11 protein-coding genes are annotated in these 14,024 nt (G+C 53.3%); 2 read left to right on the top strand and 9 right to left on the bottom strand.

Features of this window, described 5'->3' with window-relative positions:
* Nucleotides 1-67: 67 nt before the first annotated feature.
* From JMJ04_RS19200 to JMJ04_RS19160, 9 genes are all read right to left on the bottom strand, one after another.
* Nucleotides 68-814, bottom strand: a complete 747-nt coding sequence (locus tag JMJ04_RS19200) for a TetR/AcrR family transcriptional regulator (RefSeq protein WP_236038077.1) — start codon at nt 812-814, stop codon at nt 68-70.
* A 217-nt stretch (nt 815-1,031) separates the two neighbouring features.
* A complete protein-coding gene (gene pckA, locus JMJ04_RS19195) occupies nt 1,032-2,615 on the bottom strand; it encodes a phosphoenolpyruvate carboxykinase (ATP) (RefSeq protein ID WP_201372039.1) in 1,584 nt (527 codons plus the stop codon).
* A gap of 415 nt (nt 2,616-3,030) precedes the next feature.
* Nucleotides 3,031-3,636 (bottom strand): hypothetical protein, encoded by a 606-nt coding sequence (locus JMJ04_RS19190; protein WP_201372038.1) that lies wholly within the window; start codon nt 3,634-3,636, stop codon nt 3,031-3,033.
* Between the two features lie 281 nt (nt 3,637-3,917).
* On the bottom strand, nt 3,918-5,348 hold the full coding sequence (murD, locus tag JMJ04_RS19185) for a UDP-N-acetylmuramoyl-L-alanine--D-glutamate ligase (protein ID WP_201372037.1): 1,431 nt from the start codon (nt 5,346-5,348) through the stop codon (nt 3,918-3,920).
* Between the two features lie 91 nt (nt 5,349-5,439).
* Nucleotides 5,440-5,907 (bottom strand): hypothetical protein, encoded by a 468-nt coding sequence (locus tag JMJ04_RS19180; RefSeq protein ID WP_201372036.1) that lies wholly within the window; start codon nt 5,905-5,907, stop codon nt 5,440-5,442.
* Between the two features lie 43 nt (nt 5,908-5,950).
* Complete coding sequence (locus JMJ04_RS19175; protein WP_201372035.1) at nt 5,951-6,604, bottom strand: HlyD family secretion protein; 654 nt, start codon at nt 6,602-6,604, stop codon at nt 5,951-5,953.
* Between the two features lie 163 nt (nt 6,605-6,767).
* Nucleotides 6,768-8,405 (bottom strand): DHA2 family efflux MFS transporter permease subunit, encoded by a 1,638-nt coding sequence (locus JMJ04_RS19170; protein WP_201372034.1) that lies wholly within the window; start codon nt 8,403-8,405, stop codon nt 6,768-6,770.
* A gap of 218 nt (nt 8,406-8,623) precedes the next feature.
* Complete coding sequence (locus JMJ04_RS19165; protein ID WP_201372033.1) at nt 8,624-9,238, bottom strand: TetR/AcrR family transcriptional regulator; 615 nt, start codon at nt 9,236-9,238, stop codon at nt 8,624-8,626.
* A 362-nt stretch (nt 9,239-9,600) separates the two neighbouring features.
* Nucleotides 9,601-10,269 (bottom strand): LysM peptidoglycan-binding domain-containing protein, encoded by a 669-nt coding sequence (locus tag JMJ04_RS19160; RefSeq protein WP_201372032.1) that lies wholly within the window; start codon nt 10,267-10,269, stop codon nt 9,601-9,603.
* A gap of 851 nt (nt 10,270-11,120) precedes the next feature.
* Between JMJ04_RS19160 and JMJ04_RS19155 the strand changes: the two genes are divergently transcribed.
* A complete protein-coding gene (locus tag JMJ04_RS19155) occupies nt 11,121-12,149 on the top strand; it encodes an NADH-quinone oxidoreductase subunit B family protein (protein WP_201372031.1) in 1,029 nt (342 codons plus the stop codon).
* Between the two features lie 55 nt (nt 12,150-12,204).
* Complete coding sequence (locus JMJ04_RS19150; RefSeq protein ID WP_201372030.1) at nt 12,205-14,001, top strand: nickel-dependent hydrogenase large subunit; 1,797 nt, start codon at nt 12,205-12,207, stop codon at nt 13,999-14,001.
* Nucleotides 14,002-14,024 lie beyond the last annotated feature (23 nt).

Raw genomic sequence — 14,024 nt, 5'->3', positions numbered from 1 at the left:
ATTGAGAGGCAAAAATTCATAAAAAGCATAAAACACATGGTATTTTTTCCGGTGGGGATCTCCACGATTAATCGCCTTCGGACACGCTAGCCTCCCGATTCATCGTGGAGGTCCCTACCGAACTGGAATAAGGTGGCAGCCATTGGGCAAGATCGTCGCGTGTAGCAAGCCACAGACTGTTCGCGGGCGCGCCGAGCACACGCTCCATGGCGTCAGAGGTCGCGACAGCGATCCTCTCAAGGCGTGGCAGGTCGTCTTGCGAACATTCCTCTGAGAGAAACAGCTCGGCAAATGCATAGCCAAAATCCTCAAGCATGGAGATGATCAAGCGCGCTGCCTGGTCGGGATAGGCGGTCTGGAAGACGCCTTCCTGAGATCCTTGCAGGATCATCTCCTCCAGCCAGGGAGTCAGGCGCTTGATCCTGGTGGAATGCAGCTTATGGCGCACAATGGCGTTGTCATCGGCATACCAGATACGAGTGTACGCAAGCAACAGGTCTCTATGCGCCAGCTTCCAGCGGTCGGCTGTAGCAAAGAAACGCTGAAACTTTTCAATCGCGCCCAATTCTCGATCATGAACGATGGGGAGTATTTGGGCTTCAACCTCACTCCCCATGCGTTCGACAAGTGCCGCAAGCAATGCTGGCTTGGAATCAAAGTAGTGATAGAACGCTCCGGATGAAATCCCCAGCTCGCCCAGCAGGTCAGCAATTGCCATCTGCTCATAGCCTTTGGTCGCAATAGCCCGCTGGGCCGCATCAAGAATAGCGTTACGCCTGGCTGCATGGGCTGCCTCGTTAACGACTCGTGCCATATCCTCCCTCTCCCAATTAACAAACATACTCTCGGTTTATTATTCATAGTATAAGCTCATACATGGATCGCTGTCAATAAAAATGTCCATCATTAACCGAGTTTCTCAAAATTTCTTGAGGTCCTCTTGTCTCAACTCACAACCGCATCAAGAGAAAAGCCCGGACCATTCACCTTCGGTGAATGGCCCGGGCTTTTCTCTTGATGCGGTTATTAGCTTAGCGTGGGCCAGCGGCGCGTATATCCTCGCTAACGAGGGTGAACTGCTCAAAATTCTTTTTGAACAGCTCAGCCAGGTAGGTGGCCTGCTGGTCATAGCCGTCCTGGTCGATCCAGGTGTTGCGCGGCTGCAAGACCTCAGCCGGGACGCCTGGACACGTGGTGGGAATTTGCAGACCAAAGATGGGATCGGTCATGATCTCCGCCTGCTCAATGTCGCCATTAATCGCGGCCTTGACCATCTGGCGCGTGTAGTTGATGTTGATACGCGAGCCAATGCCATAGGCGCCACCCGTCCAGCCGGTGTTGATCAGGTAGCAGCGCACATTGTGCTTCTCAATGCGCTCGCGCAGCAGGTTCGCATACTCACCTGGGCGCAAGGGCAAGAAAGCCGCACCAAAGCAGGAGCTAAAGGTCGCCTGGGGCGAGGTCACGCCCCGCTCGGTACCCGCCAGCTTGCTGGTATAGCCCGAGAGGAAGTAGTACATAGCCTGCTTAGTCGTCAACTTCGAGATGGGAGGCAAGACGCCGAAGGAATCGGCCGTCAGGAAGATCACCGCCTGGGGCTGGCCGCCCATGCCAGATTCCACAACGTTGTCGATGAAGTCGATCGGATAGGCCACGCGTGTGTTCTCGGTCAGCGAGCTATCTTCGTATTTAGGATTACGATTCTTCTCATCGAGAACAACATTCTCGTAGACCGAGCCAAAGCGGATCGCGTTCCAGATTTGAGGCTCGTACTTCTCGGAGAGGTTAATGCACTTGGCATAACAGCCACCCTCAAAGTTGAAGACACCATTATCACCCCAGCCGTGCTCGTCGTCTCCGATCAGCCGACGCTCGGGGTCGGCGGAGAGGCTGGTCTTACCCGTGCCCGAAAGGCCGAAGAAGAGGGCCACATCACCATCTTCGCCAATATTGGCGGAGCAGTGCATCGGCAGCACTCCCTGGGCTGGAAGAATAAAGTTAAGCACAGTAAAGATTGACTTCTTCATCTCGCCCGCGTACTCAGTACCCGCGATCAAGACCAGGCGCTCTTCAAAATCAATAATAATAGCGGTTTCGGAACGTGTACCATGAGCGCGTGGATTCATGCGGAAATGAGGAACGCAGAGAATCGTAAAGCCGGGATTCTCGCTCGTCTGATCGCTCTCGTTCGCGCGTAAGAAAAGCTGGCGTGCGAAGAGATTATGCCAGGCCAGCTCAGTAATGACCTGGATCGGCATACGATAATTGGGATCAGCACCAGCGGCTGCATCTAAGACATAGACATCGCGCCCCTGAAGATAGTCCGACAAGCTCTGGCGAATAAGAGCAAATGTCTCGGGAGACATGGGATGATTATTCTCGCCCCACCAGATCTTCGATGCGATCTCCTCGTTTGAAACGATAAATTTATCCTTGGGGGAGCGGCCAGTGTGGCTTCCTGTCGTCGCACGAAAAGCACCATTCGACGCCAGAACGCCCTCTTTACGAGACAGCGCTTGCTCAATCAACACAGCAGGATCTAAATTCCAATTAATAGAGCCTAGATTTGTTAAACCGTAATCTTCAAGAGCCTTCCTGCTCATCATCATTGTCATACTGTTTAATCTCCTTCGGGGCCAGGTCCTCTCTTGGTTTGCGCGCTTCACAACTACAATGGTGTTGGCACTCATCCACTGAATACCATTCAACGCGTCCGGCCCCAACCTAACCACCGTTAGTTTAATACAATTCATGGCTATAAAGCAACCCATTTTCAGTCTGAATAGCCAGATCTAGCAATAAATGTCAAGAATAGCCCAACAAAAAAGTATATACATATACACCTTACACATAAGTGTGATTCATCTTCCAAACGACTAGCACCTCTACCTGGTTTCACAACTACCCAATTCTCCCTTTGTCAAAAATACAAAAGAGGCCTGGAGACTTCTGCCCCAGGCCTCTTTAGAACTCTGACCCTCACCCTATAATGTGTTGATTGATTCATCCAGCAAGTTGTGAATCCGCCACTTAGAAGCTACTACCGCCATTATTGTTGGACATATCGCCATCGCTCCAGTTGATGGGAGTGTCCGCACCGAAGAAGCCGCCACCCTCATTAGTATTATCACTATTGCGACTACTCGGCCAGCCAGTGTCAGCGCTCGCAGTAAAGATGCTGCCACTTGCATGGCTCTCGCGTCTCCATGTGTAGTCATCACAGTCATCGTCATATGCTGCCCCACCTCGCCTATACTTCACAATCCAGGAAACGATCCCGATCAGGACGATAACGCCAAGAAGAGGCCAAATCATCCAGGCGGGCATAGATGAGCCGGATGAGCTAGATGAGCTATGGTATGAACTATGATAGTGGTAAGTAGTGGTATGTCTACATGTACATGGGCGCCCCTGGCTCGTCAAAATAGCATCCACGCCCTTTCCCTGCGCGAAGCTCATGACTGGCAATGTAGGGTGAACTGCTCGCGCCACCAGCATCGACGCATTTCTGATCTCATCCTTAATACTCTCCTCCTGAGAGGGCTCAGAGAGATAGGCTCCAGTTACAGCACCGCACAATAGCAGAAGACAACTCAAACCCAGATATATATTTATAGGTCTCATCCATCTATTCATGCCCTTATTTATCCTCTTTCACTCTTCACCGCGTCTAACTGCTAGATATCATAAACGATGACACAGAATAGCACTATCAACTACTTCACAATTGTCCCATAACAATTCCACATATTCATACATACGTACACAAAGACAAATTCCCCAACCACAAGCGCGGTAGAAGAGAGGGTGATCCGGCATAGGCAGAAAAAGCAATCGATCACACTGTTGCCTCTCTTAGAGAAGCGACGGTGTGATCGATAATAAATTTGCTGGATATGCGTCGAGGCGCTGCCAGATTATTGGTCTTTTGCCTTCTCGCGAATGTAGGCGACGAACTTATCGCCCCGATCAAATTCGTTTAGGAACATGCCAAAGCTGGTGAAGCCGGGAGAAAAGAGCAGGACATCGCCGGGGTGCGTCAGGGCCAGGGCGGCATCGATAGCCTGATGGAAGTCATCAAAGATGCCACGAATAGGATCGATCACACCTTGCCGCTCGATCTCCTGGCGTAGCTCGGGCAGGAGTTCATCGGTACCGCTGCCAGGCAACAGGATCACATCGCGACAACGCTTGATGATCGTTTCGGGCCATTGCTCTAATGGAAGGTGTTTGGTATTGCCGCCCGCGACGAGCACGATGGGTTGCTCAAAGGCCTCCAGCGCCACCTGGCCCGCGATAGGTGAGGTACTGGTGCTGTCGTTTACAATGCGTACGCCACGCCACTCGCAGACCTCTTCGAGGCGATGCGAGACGCCTTTGAAGCGGCGTACAGTCTCAACGATCACACTTTCGGGTACCCCGAGGAGGCGCGCAGTCGTCGTCGCCAGCAAGATATTCTCCAGGTTATGTCTCCCCTTCAAGGGCGTCTCAGCGATAGCGAGGGGTTCAACCAGAGTAGGTACGCCGTCGACCAGGGCCGAACGGGGAAAGCTTCCCCCATGCTCAAAGCTGGTAAACCAGGTCTCGCCTGGGGCCTCCAGGCCAAAGCTGCGCGTCCAGGAATTGTCATAGTTGAAGACGGCAATGCCATGCTCCGTCTGGAAGCGGAAGATATTGGCCTTGGCCTCGGCATAGTCCTCCATGCCGTTGTAGGTATTGAGGTGGTCGGGATAAATATTGGTCATGACCGCAACCGAGGGACTGATGCTGTGCGGGGCCAGCCCTTCAAGCTGCCAGCTCGACAACTCCAGTACCACCAGTGTCTCAGGGGTAATCTGTGGTAAGAGCGAGAGCGTCTCCACGCCCGCGACATTGCCACCGATCACGACTGGCGCCTGCCCGTGGACACGCAGTATCTCATAGATCAGGCTGGTAGTGGTCGTCTTGCCACGCGTCCCAGTGATGCCGATAATGCGTCCGGGGCAGGCCAGAAAGAAGAGGCCAATCTCCATCTCAATCTGCGCCCCGTGCTCCTGTGCCAGCAGGAGGTAGCGCGAGGTACGCGGCACTCCAGGATTGCGGATCACCACATCGGCCCAGATGAAATCCTCGTCGCGATGCTCGCCCAGGATAAACTCGATGGGAAGGCCAGCCAGCGCACGCACGCTGGGGGCCAGGACCTCAGGCGATTTCATATCGGTCACACGTACGACCGCGCCTTGCTGAGCAGCGTAGCGAGCTGAAGCCATGCCCGAGCCCTGTAGCCCCAGGCCCATGACCAGCACGCGCTTTCCTCGCAGGTTCATATCTTCAAACCCTCGCTTCCCTTTTTTTCGTGCTTCCATCATACCAGAATCCCCAAGTAGAGACAAATAAGAAAGAGAGAAGAGGGAGTGCTGGCCGGGCGACCGCCCGGCCAGCACTCCCTCTTCTCTCTTTTTAGTAAGTGCGCTCTTCCTTTGGGGCCGGAGCACTGTGCTCGCGTTGGGAGAGGGAGGCATAGATACGTCCCAGGCGCTGCTCGATCTCACGGGAGTGATGATTGAGAATCTGAAGCTGCTCGGTCAGTTGATAGACATTATCTTGCAGCATGTGAATCTCTTGCTCAAAATGGTCCAGAGATGGCATCGCAGCGAGAGGCTGAGAGACCTGAACCGGGATAGCAGCTGTGGGCGCATCAGCGATAGCGACAGGCGTCTGCACGGTAGACTCAGACGCGAGTGGGCGTGTATGCACGCCCTCCTCGGCAGACACAGCTGGCTGTTGCTGGGTGGCCTCCTGAGCCTGAACTGGCGTGGCGGGCGCCGCTTTTTTCGCGTCCCTGGTGGCTCCGCCGCCGCGCGCCAGGAGGAAGGCTCCAATAATCGCCAGGATCGCGACCGCAATCAAACCTCCGACGATAAACATGCGACATTCCTTTCTAGTGAGTGGTACGGTAAATCCCTACAAATTAGTGCAGGTGGATCTTTACAGTAGCACTCAAGCCAGGGACCAGGGTATGACCACCGTTACCATCCAGGCTCACAACCACGGGAACACGCTGACTAACCTTGGTGAAGTTGCCGCTTGAGTTATCGGAAGAAGGCAGCAGCGAGAACTGGCCAGCAGTCGCCTGCACGATGTGATCGATATGACCAGTGAAGGAATCACCGGAGTAGGCATCGATGCTGACATCCACATCCTGACCATTTTTGATATTGTTGAGTTGAGCCTCGTCAACATACGCGGTCACATTGAGCTTCGAGAGGTCAACGACCTGAGCCAGAGAGAGGCCAGCGCTGACAAGCTGTCCCTCAACACCGGTCTCCTGCACGATGGTGCCATCAATAGGACTAGTCAGATTGACGTTCACCTTCTGGCCGGTCTGCGCGACAGCCGCCACGCTACCAATGACCTGTCCAGCCTGAACTTTATCGCCCTGTTTGACATTCAGTTGCGTTAACTGACCCGCCTGGGGACTGCTGATATTGAGAATCTGCCCGGAAATCTGAGCATCATCGGTGGAGTAGAAATTATAGCTATTATAAAACCAGTAGGCACCGGCACCCGCAATAGCCAGCAGGGCCACAAAGACAAGAACTGGAACAAGAATGAGACGACGCACGATGCGTTTCCTCCTAAGGATCTTATTCCGAAACCCAACGTCACTTGCGTGACTAGCGCTTCGCGCTCAGGGTTTTCGGATATGAAGTAGTAAAATGAGAAGAACGAAGAATATCAAAAGTGCTTACGCAAGCTCATAAATTATGAATCGAGAGTATGCTGGATTAGAGTGCCATCGACGCTTCCTCACGGGCTTTTTCCGCCTCCGCACGCTCTTCAGCGGTCATCGACGCCTCGTCAACCACGACAGCCTTTTTCTTGCTGCCAGTCACAAAAAGTGTCGCAATGATGGCTACAATAGCCAGGAAGAGGCTCACGCGGAAGGCATCTTGAATAGCCAGCATATATGATTGGCGTTGCAGAAGTCCACCAATAGTCTGCAGCGCGTAGGCATACGCCGCAATCGCGGAAGCGCCTTTCCCCATCAGTCCCGCCTGAATCATCATTACTAGGTGACCAAACGAAGACGTAGGAGTCACCTGCTCAGCCAGGTGAGCGTAGTGAACCTTGTTCTGCGATTGCACCAGCGTCGCGAGAATCGCCACAGCCAGAGAGCTACCAACAAAGCGTAGTGTCGTGCTCACGGAAGAGGCCTGTGAGATGCGGCGAGGCTGGATATTGGCCAGCGCCGAGACACTTAATGGCTGCATGCAGAGGCCAATGCCAAAGCTGCGCAAGATCAAGAGCCACTGGAAATCACCAATGGGAATTGAGGTATTCAGCGAGGTATAAAGCCACATGGCAATCGCCAGAATAATCAAGCCTGGAATAACCACGGCTCGCACACCAATCCTATCCACCAGGCGGCCACCAATAAGTACAGCCACCATCGAAGCCAGTGCCTGCGGCAGCAGCACCAGGCCAGCCTGATACGCGCTCAGACCACGCAGGTTTTGCAGATAGATGGGGATCAAGAATAGACCACCATAGAGCGCAAAGGTCACCAGAATACTGGCAATGCTACTGGTAGAGAACGAGCGATCCGCGAACACCGTCAGGTCTAGCAATGGTTGCTTGCCACTACGAGAAAGCCTCAACTCCACGAGAATAAAGGCTATCAGCAGAACAATACCCACGATCAACGAGCCCATAACAATAGGTGAGGTCCAACCATCTGTGCTGGCATCAGAGAGGCCATACAGCAGGAGAGCCAGACCAATGCTTGAGCATAAGAAACCAGGAATATCGAACTTTTTATCCGGAACGATCTCTCCCTTGCGCAGGAAGAAGAAGGCCAGCAAGACGCCCAGAATACCGATTGGCAGATTAATATAGAAGATCAACCGCCAGTCCATGTAGGTCACGATGTAACCGCCAATGGTGGGTCCCAGAGCCGGGCCAAGCAAGATAGGAATACCCAACGCACCCATCACAGTGCCACGCTCCTGGGGAGGGAACTCGCTGTAGAGCAAGGTAATGGCTAGAGGCGAGAGAAAGGCACCGGCCACACCCTGCATAACACGGAAGAGGATGAGCATGGGCAAGCTCCAGGAGAGGCCACACAAGACCGAGCCAAGGGTAAAGCCTGTCAGAGCCAGAACATAGAAACGTTTAGTACCGATACGATCGGCAAGGAAAGCCGTAAGCGGAGTAGCGACGCCCTGAGCCAGCGTATAAGCGGTAAGCACCCACTGTACGCTATTAAGATCAGAACCAAAGGCCGTCTCTAGCCGGGGGACAGCGATATTAACGATGGTACCATCCAGAATAGACATGAAGATACCAAAAATCACCACGCCAGCCACAATCCACTTATACGGGAGGCCTCCCTCTCGCTTTGCAGCGGGGACGGAAACTTGCACGCAAGCACCTCCTAGTATGCATACAAAAATTTCAATACATCAATCTTAAAAACACACAAGGCAAACGAGAAAGATTTAAGCAAACATACATACATTGGTAGCGGATAGAAGAATAAGGCACTATATCCACTTACCGGTGACGGGTATATGTACGTCTGATCATCAGGTTAACAATAGTTTATAACAGCACGATAGGAAATAACGGCGATGTGTTCAGCTCATCGATGAGCAGTGATGCCCTGAAAGTAAATGCGCTTCAGGTAGCCCGACAGCTCTTCAGGTGTGAGCTGCGGATTCTCGCGTAGCACATGGGTATAGGCCAGAGGCGAGAGTACGCTAAAAAACGTCTGCACCATCACAAAGGTAGGCAGAGAGGCTTCAAACTCACCAACCTGCTTCCCCTCTTCTAGCAACGTGGCAATGCCCTGCCGAATACAGGTAAAAGGTTGTGAAAGCTTCGCCTGGAGCAAAGATGCCAGTTCCAGATTATTATGGTACGCATACATAAAGTGTGCGTACTTATCGGAAAGGTACAGCAGCATTGAATCAAGCACGCAGACCAGGCGTTCGCGAGGAGAGCCCGGAGTCGCCATAGCTTGCTCAACCATCTCCTGAAAAGAATGCAGGCGACGCGCAAAGAGTTCAGTTACAAGATCTCCTTTGTGTTGAAAATGCAGATAGAGCGTACCTTTGGCAATTCCCACGCGAGACGCAATTTCGTCCATAGACATCTGGTGATAGCCCTGTTCAAACAGTATCTCCTGGGTAACCTGTAGAATCAGGTCCTCGCGCTCCTTGCGTTGTCGCTCCTTCAGAGAGAGGGATTGAGCCATACGATCCGTTCCATGCCTCCCAATACTTGACTTACAAAGCCAAAGCGTGACTTTTTCTCACTCAGTTTGACTTAACATTTAAATCTTTGACTTTGTAGTCATAAATTTAACAGAACGTCATCGTTTTGTCAATAGGGGGATAGCATGGCTATTTGTAGCATAGATCGGCGGGGAATGTTTCCCCAAAGAGGGAGGTAACATAAATATCTTATTGGCAGAGTACCCTACTGACGCGTGCTTTAGCAGCGTCGTCCACCACGACTGACACATGGCTCGAGTCCCAGCCCAAAGTATGGACCCGGCTAGAGCATATCGCTAGCCGGGTCCATACTTTGGGCTGTTAGTAAATCTATTTACCAGTATTAGGGCTGGCAGACCCACTCGCGCCAGCTATAGCCGTCGCGCTGGAAGATTTCATAGGCAGCCTTGATATTCGCCTGAGCGTTGTAAGGCGACTGGCTGGCCTGCGACGTCGTATTCCAGGTGCTTGGATAGAGAATCTGGAACAGGCCGGCGGCATGGCTACCACCAATGGCATATGGATTAGTCGCATTGGGATTCATCGATGATTCACACATCGCGACACGCTTGGCCCCAGGAGCATAAGCGCCAAATACCTGGTCAATCATCCCATCAATGCTCGTGCTTGTGGTCTGCGCAGGGGCGGCAGGCGCAGTCGTGACGGGCTGCTTCTGCACAGGCGCGGGAGCCGGGGCGGGATTACTCTTCTCCGCATTCGAAAGACAAATTTGCTGCCCGACAAAAATAAGATTGGGATTTGTCAGTTCGTTCTGCTTCGCCAGATCTTGCCATTTCAGGCCAAATTGTGCTGCAATAGCACTCAATGTATCACCACTCACCACGTCATAGGACTTTCCGCTACAACGGGTCTGGGCATGTGCGCCCATCGTGTTGGCTCCCCAGAGAATGCTCAGACAGAGCACGGTAAGCACAAGCGCGAAGCGCACCAGGCCGAAGCGCTGAATGTTGTTCAAACGTAAGGCATTACGGATCTGCTTAAAATCCTTCAATTAGGACCTCTCGACTTTCTACATAACTCATTGGCCAGGAACTAAAACAGTCAACCCTTCTTCATAACGTCAGGTTGTGTGTTCCTCATACGAGCAGTCCACCCATCCCATTGACACTCTGCTGCGTCCTGGCACGGCCAGGGCTAGGGTATAATCCTTGCTCGCGTTCTCGCTTGCGGCTTCGTGATTTCTTGTGCGATCACAGCTCTCAAAGCATGCATTGAGAAAAACCAATATAACGACTACCATTTGTACGCGCAGACAATCCTTTGCCTTAACCTTACGCGCATCTCTTACCATCGCTTCAACAAACAAGCGGTGTTTTTGAGATCAAGGATATATTATCTTGAAATTGTCAGATATGCAATGATACACGTCGATACATAGGACAAAGTACCTAGTGGCGCCATAATTTAGGCAATGTGACAGCGACAGTGTAGTGATATCGTCTATTTACACACAAACACAGCTATTATTCTATATATAGCTTAGCTTGCTAATCTACTTTTTTTATGGTACATTTTGCTCGCTTGTAAGGATAGGGCAGAGGAGAAGTCGCACCGTCTTCGCTGCATATGCCCTATGGATAGCAACAAGTATGTGCTGCGGCGGGCTAATTTCTGCTCGGAGCGCTGCCTGTTTCTCTTCCTTGCTGGAAAAACACAACCTGAAGGTATGCTTCTATAACCTCTTCAGAGCATAAAAAAAGAAAACGCCAGGCGGCTATCTGGCCTGTTCTCCAGAGTTTCGCGATCTGTTTTGTACAGCCTCCGCTTCTGTCCTCAGCTCAGCACATGAGCAGCCTGGGCAGAGCTACCAACCAGGAGCAGAGATGCTCAAGGAAGGATAGTATGGCAACGCGAGCACGCGTAGAGGAAGTTCATATTATCTGGATGACAGGGGGATTGAGCTGCGATGGAGATACCATCTCGATTACCGCAGCCAGCCAACCAAGCGTCGAAGACGTGGTAATGGGCGCCATCCCTGGACTTCCTCAGGTGTATCTACACAATCCGGTACTGGCCTACGAGGTTGGAGAAGGCTTTATGTCGTGGTGGTATAAGGCCGAGCGCGGAGAGATCGACCCCTTTGTCCTCGTTATTGAGGGCTCCATTCCCAATGAAAACATCAAAGCAGAGGGCTACTGGGCCGCCCAGGGCAATGACCCGGTAACTAACCAACCTATTCCCACGACCGCGTGGATAGATCGCCTGGCCCCCAAGGCCTGGGCCGTCGTTGCCGCAGGAACCTGCGCCACGTATGGTGGCATCCATGCCATGCAGGGCAATGCTACTGGCGCTATGGGACTGGCAGACTACCTGGGCAAGAACTGGCGCTCCTGGGCCGGCATCCCAATCGTAAATGTGCCAGGTTGCCCAGTCCAACCCGATAACTTCATGGAGACCCTGCTCTACCTGCTCTACCAGGCGGCCGGCATGGCTCCGATGATTCCCCTTGATGAGGCCCTACGCCCCACCTGGCTCTTCGGCAAAACCGTCCACGAGGGGTGCGACCGAGGCAGCTACTACGAGGAGAGCGACTTCGCGACCGAATATGGTTCACCCAAATGCCTGGTCAAACTGGGCTGCTGGGGACCGGTCGTGCAATGCAATGTGCCTAAACGCGGCTGGATGGCGGGCCTGGGTGGCTGCCCCAATGTGGGCGGCATCTGCATCGGCTGCACCATGCCCGGCTTCCCCGACAAGTTCATGCCCTTCATGGATGAGCCACCCGGCGCCAAGGCTTCTACCAACCTGATCAACCTCTATGGCCCGGTCATGCGCAAGCTGCGCAGCTTCACCAACACAACACTTAACAAAGAGCCATCCTGGCGGCACAAGGGCCGGGAACTGGCGACGAGCTATCACCCAACATGGTAAACGCCACCACGGAATGCCAGTATATTCAGGCATTTCGACAGAAAGAGAGAGATTTATGGCGACTCAAATCAAGAGAGGAGCAGCTCCAGCGCCACCAACCCAGCTCGTAGAAATGGCATGGGATCCTATTACCCGTATCGTGGGGAGTCTGGGCATCTACACCAAAATCGATTTCCAACAGCGCAAGGTTGCCGAGTGTTACAGCACATCCTCGATCTTCCGTGGCTATAGCCTCTTTATGCAGGGCAAGGATCCACGCGACGCGCACTTTATTACCAGCCGCATCTGTGGCATCTGTGGCGATAACCACGCCACCTGTTCGGTCTATACCCAGAACATGGCCTATGGCGTCAAACCACCCGCCCTCGGCGAGTGGATTCTGAACCTGGGCGAGGCCGCGGAGTACATGTTCGATCATAACCTCTACCAGGAGAACCTGGCGGCGGTCGATTTCTGCGAGCAGATGGTGCGCGAGACCAACCCTGGTGTACTGGACCTGGCGGAGAAGACCGAGGCTCCGCACGCCAAAGAGCATGGCTATAGCACGATTGCCGACATCATGCGCGCCCTCAATCCCTTCAGCGGCGAGTTCTATCGCGAAGCCCTACAAATGAGTCGGCTGACACGCGAGAAGTTCTGCCTGATGGAGGGGCGCCACGTCCATCCATCGACCCTCTATCCCGGTGGCGTCGGCACAGTGGCAACCGTCCAGCTCTTCACCGATTACCTGGTTCGCTTGATGAAGTACATCGAGTTCATGAAAAAGGTTGTCCCCCTACACGACGACCTCTTTGACTTCTTCTACCAGGCCCTCCCAGGCTATGAGAAAGTGGGCTATCGGCAGACGCTGCTCGGCTGCTGGGGTTCGTTCCAGGACCCGGATGTCTGCGATTATGACTATCGCAGCATGAATGAGTGGGGCAAGGCCATGCTTGTGACACCGGGCATTATTGTCGACAATGAACTAATCACCACGAACCTCGTAGACATCAACCTGGGCATCCGCATCCTGTTGGGCAGTTCGTACTACGATGACTGGCAGAACGAGCGCACCTTTGTTGATCGCGATCCCCTGGGGAACCCGGTCGATAAACATCATCCCTGGAACCAGACAACGATTCCAAAGCCACAGAAGCGCGACTTCAATGAGAAGTATAGCTGGGTCATGTCGCCCCGCTGGTACGATCAGCGTAGTGGCAAATACCTGGCCCTGGATACCGGCGGCGGCCCCATCGCGCGCCTATGGGCCACGGCCCTGGCGGGCCTGGTCAATCTGGACGGCTGTATCGAGGCCACAGGCCATAGCGTGAAGATCCGCCTGCCCAAGACAGCAATGAAGCCCGAGGTCGAGTTTGAGTGGAAGGTTCCCCAGTGGAGCAATGCCATCGAACGTGACCGCGCACGTACCTACTTCCAGGCCTACTCGGCGGCAGTAGCCCTCTATTGTATAGATAAGGCCCTGGCCGAGATCCGTGCTGGACACACCAAGACCTGGAGCGACTTCTCGGTGCCGAAGGAGGCCATTGGCTGCGGCTTCCATGAAGCGGTTCGCGGCGTGCTCTCGCACCATATGGTGATTGAGAACGGGAAGATCGCCAACTACCATCCCTATCCACCCACGCCCTGGAACGCCAGCGTGCGCGACATCTATGGCACACCTGGTCCCTATGAAGATGCCGTTCAAAACACGCCCATCTTCGAGGAGAATGGTCCAGATAACTTCAAGGGCATTGACATCATGCGCGCGGTACGCAGCTTTGATCCCTGCTTACCCTGTGGCGTGCATATGTACCTGGGCGAGGGGAAAGAATTACAGGTTGTACATTCGCCAACATTCGGACAGCCCTTGTAGCGCAGTTTCACCATAGAAAGAGG

The sequence above is a fragment of the Ktedonobacter robiniae genome, assembly GCF_016587375.1.
Taxonomy (GTDB): Bacteria; Chloroflexota; Ktedonobacteria; order Ktedonobacterales; family Ktedonobacteraceae; genus Ktedonobacter; species Ktedonobacter robiniae.
Note: the sequence above shows the minus strand (reverse complement) of the source record. Positions and strands in the feature narration are given on the sequence as shown.

Excerpts from the sequence above, each read along its gene's own strand:
- JMJ04_RS19200 (WP_236038077.1), bottom strand. The coding sequence starts at position 814 with ATGGCACGAGTCGTTAACGAGGCAGCCCATGCAGCCAGGCGTAACGCT.
- pckA (WP_201372039.1), bottom strand. The coding sequence starts at position 2,615 with ATGACAATGATGATGAGCAGGAAGGCTCTTGAAGATTACGGTTTAACA.
- JMJ04_RS19190 (WP_201372038.1), bottom strand. The coding sequence starts at position 3,636 with ATGAATAGATGGATGAGACCTATAAATATATATCTGGGTTTGAGTTGT.
- murD (WP_201372037.1), bottom strand. The coding sequence starts at position 5,348 with ATGATGGAAGCACGAAAAAAAGGGAAGCGAGGGTTTGAAGATATGAAC.
- JMJ04_RS19180 (WP_201372036.1), bottom strand. The coding sequence starts at position 5,907 with ATGTTTATCGTCGGAGGTTTGATTGCGGTCGCGATCCTGGCGATTATT.
- JMJ04_RS19165 (WP_201372033.1), bottom strand. The coding sequence starts at position 9,238 with ATGGCTCAATCCCTCTCTCTGAAGGAGCGACAACGCAAGGAGCGCGAG.
- JMJ04_RS19155 (WP_201372031.1), top strand. The coding sequence starts at position 11,121 with ATGGCAACGCGAGCACGCGTAGAGGAAGTTCATATTATCTGGATGACA.
- JMJ04_RS19150 (WP_201372030.1), top strand. The coding sequence starts at position 12,205 with ATGGCGACTCAAATCAAGAGAGGAGCAGCTCCAGCGCCACCAACCCAG.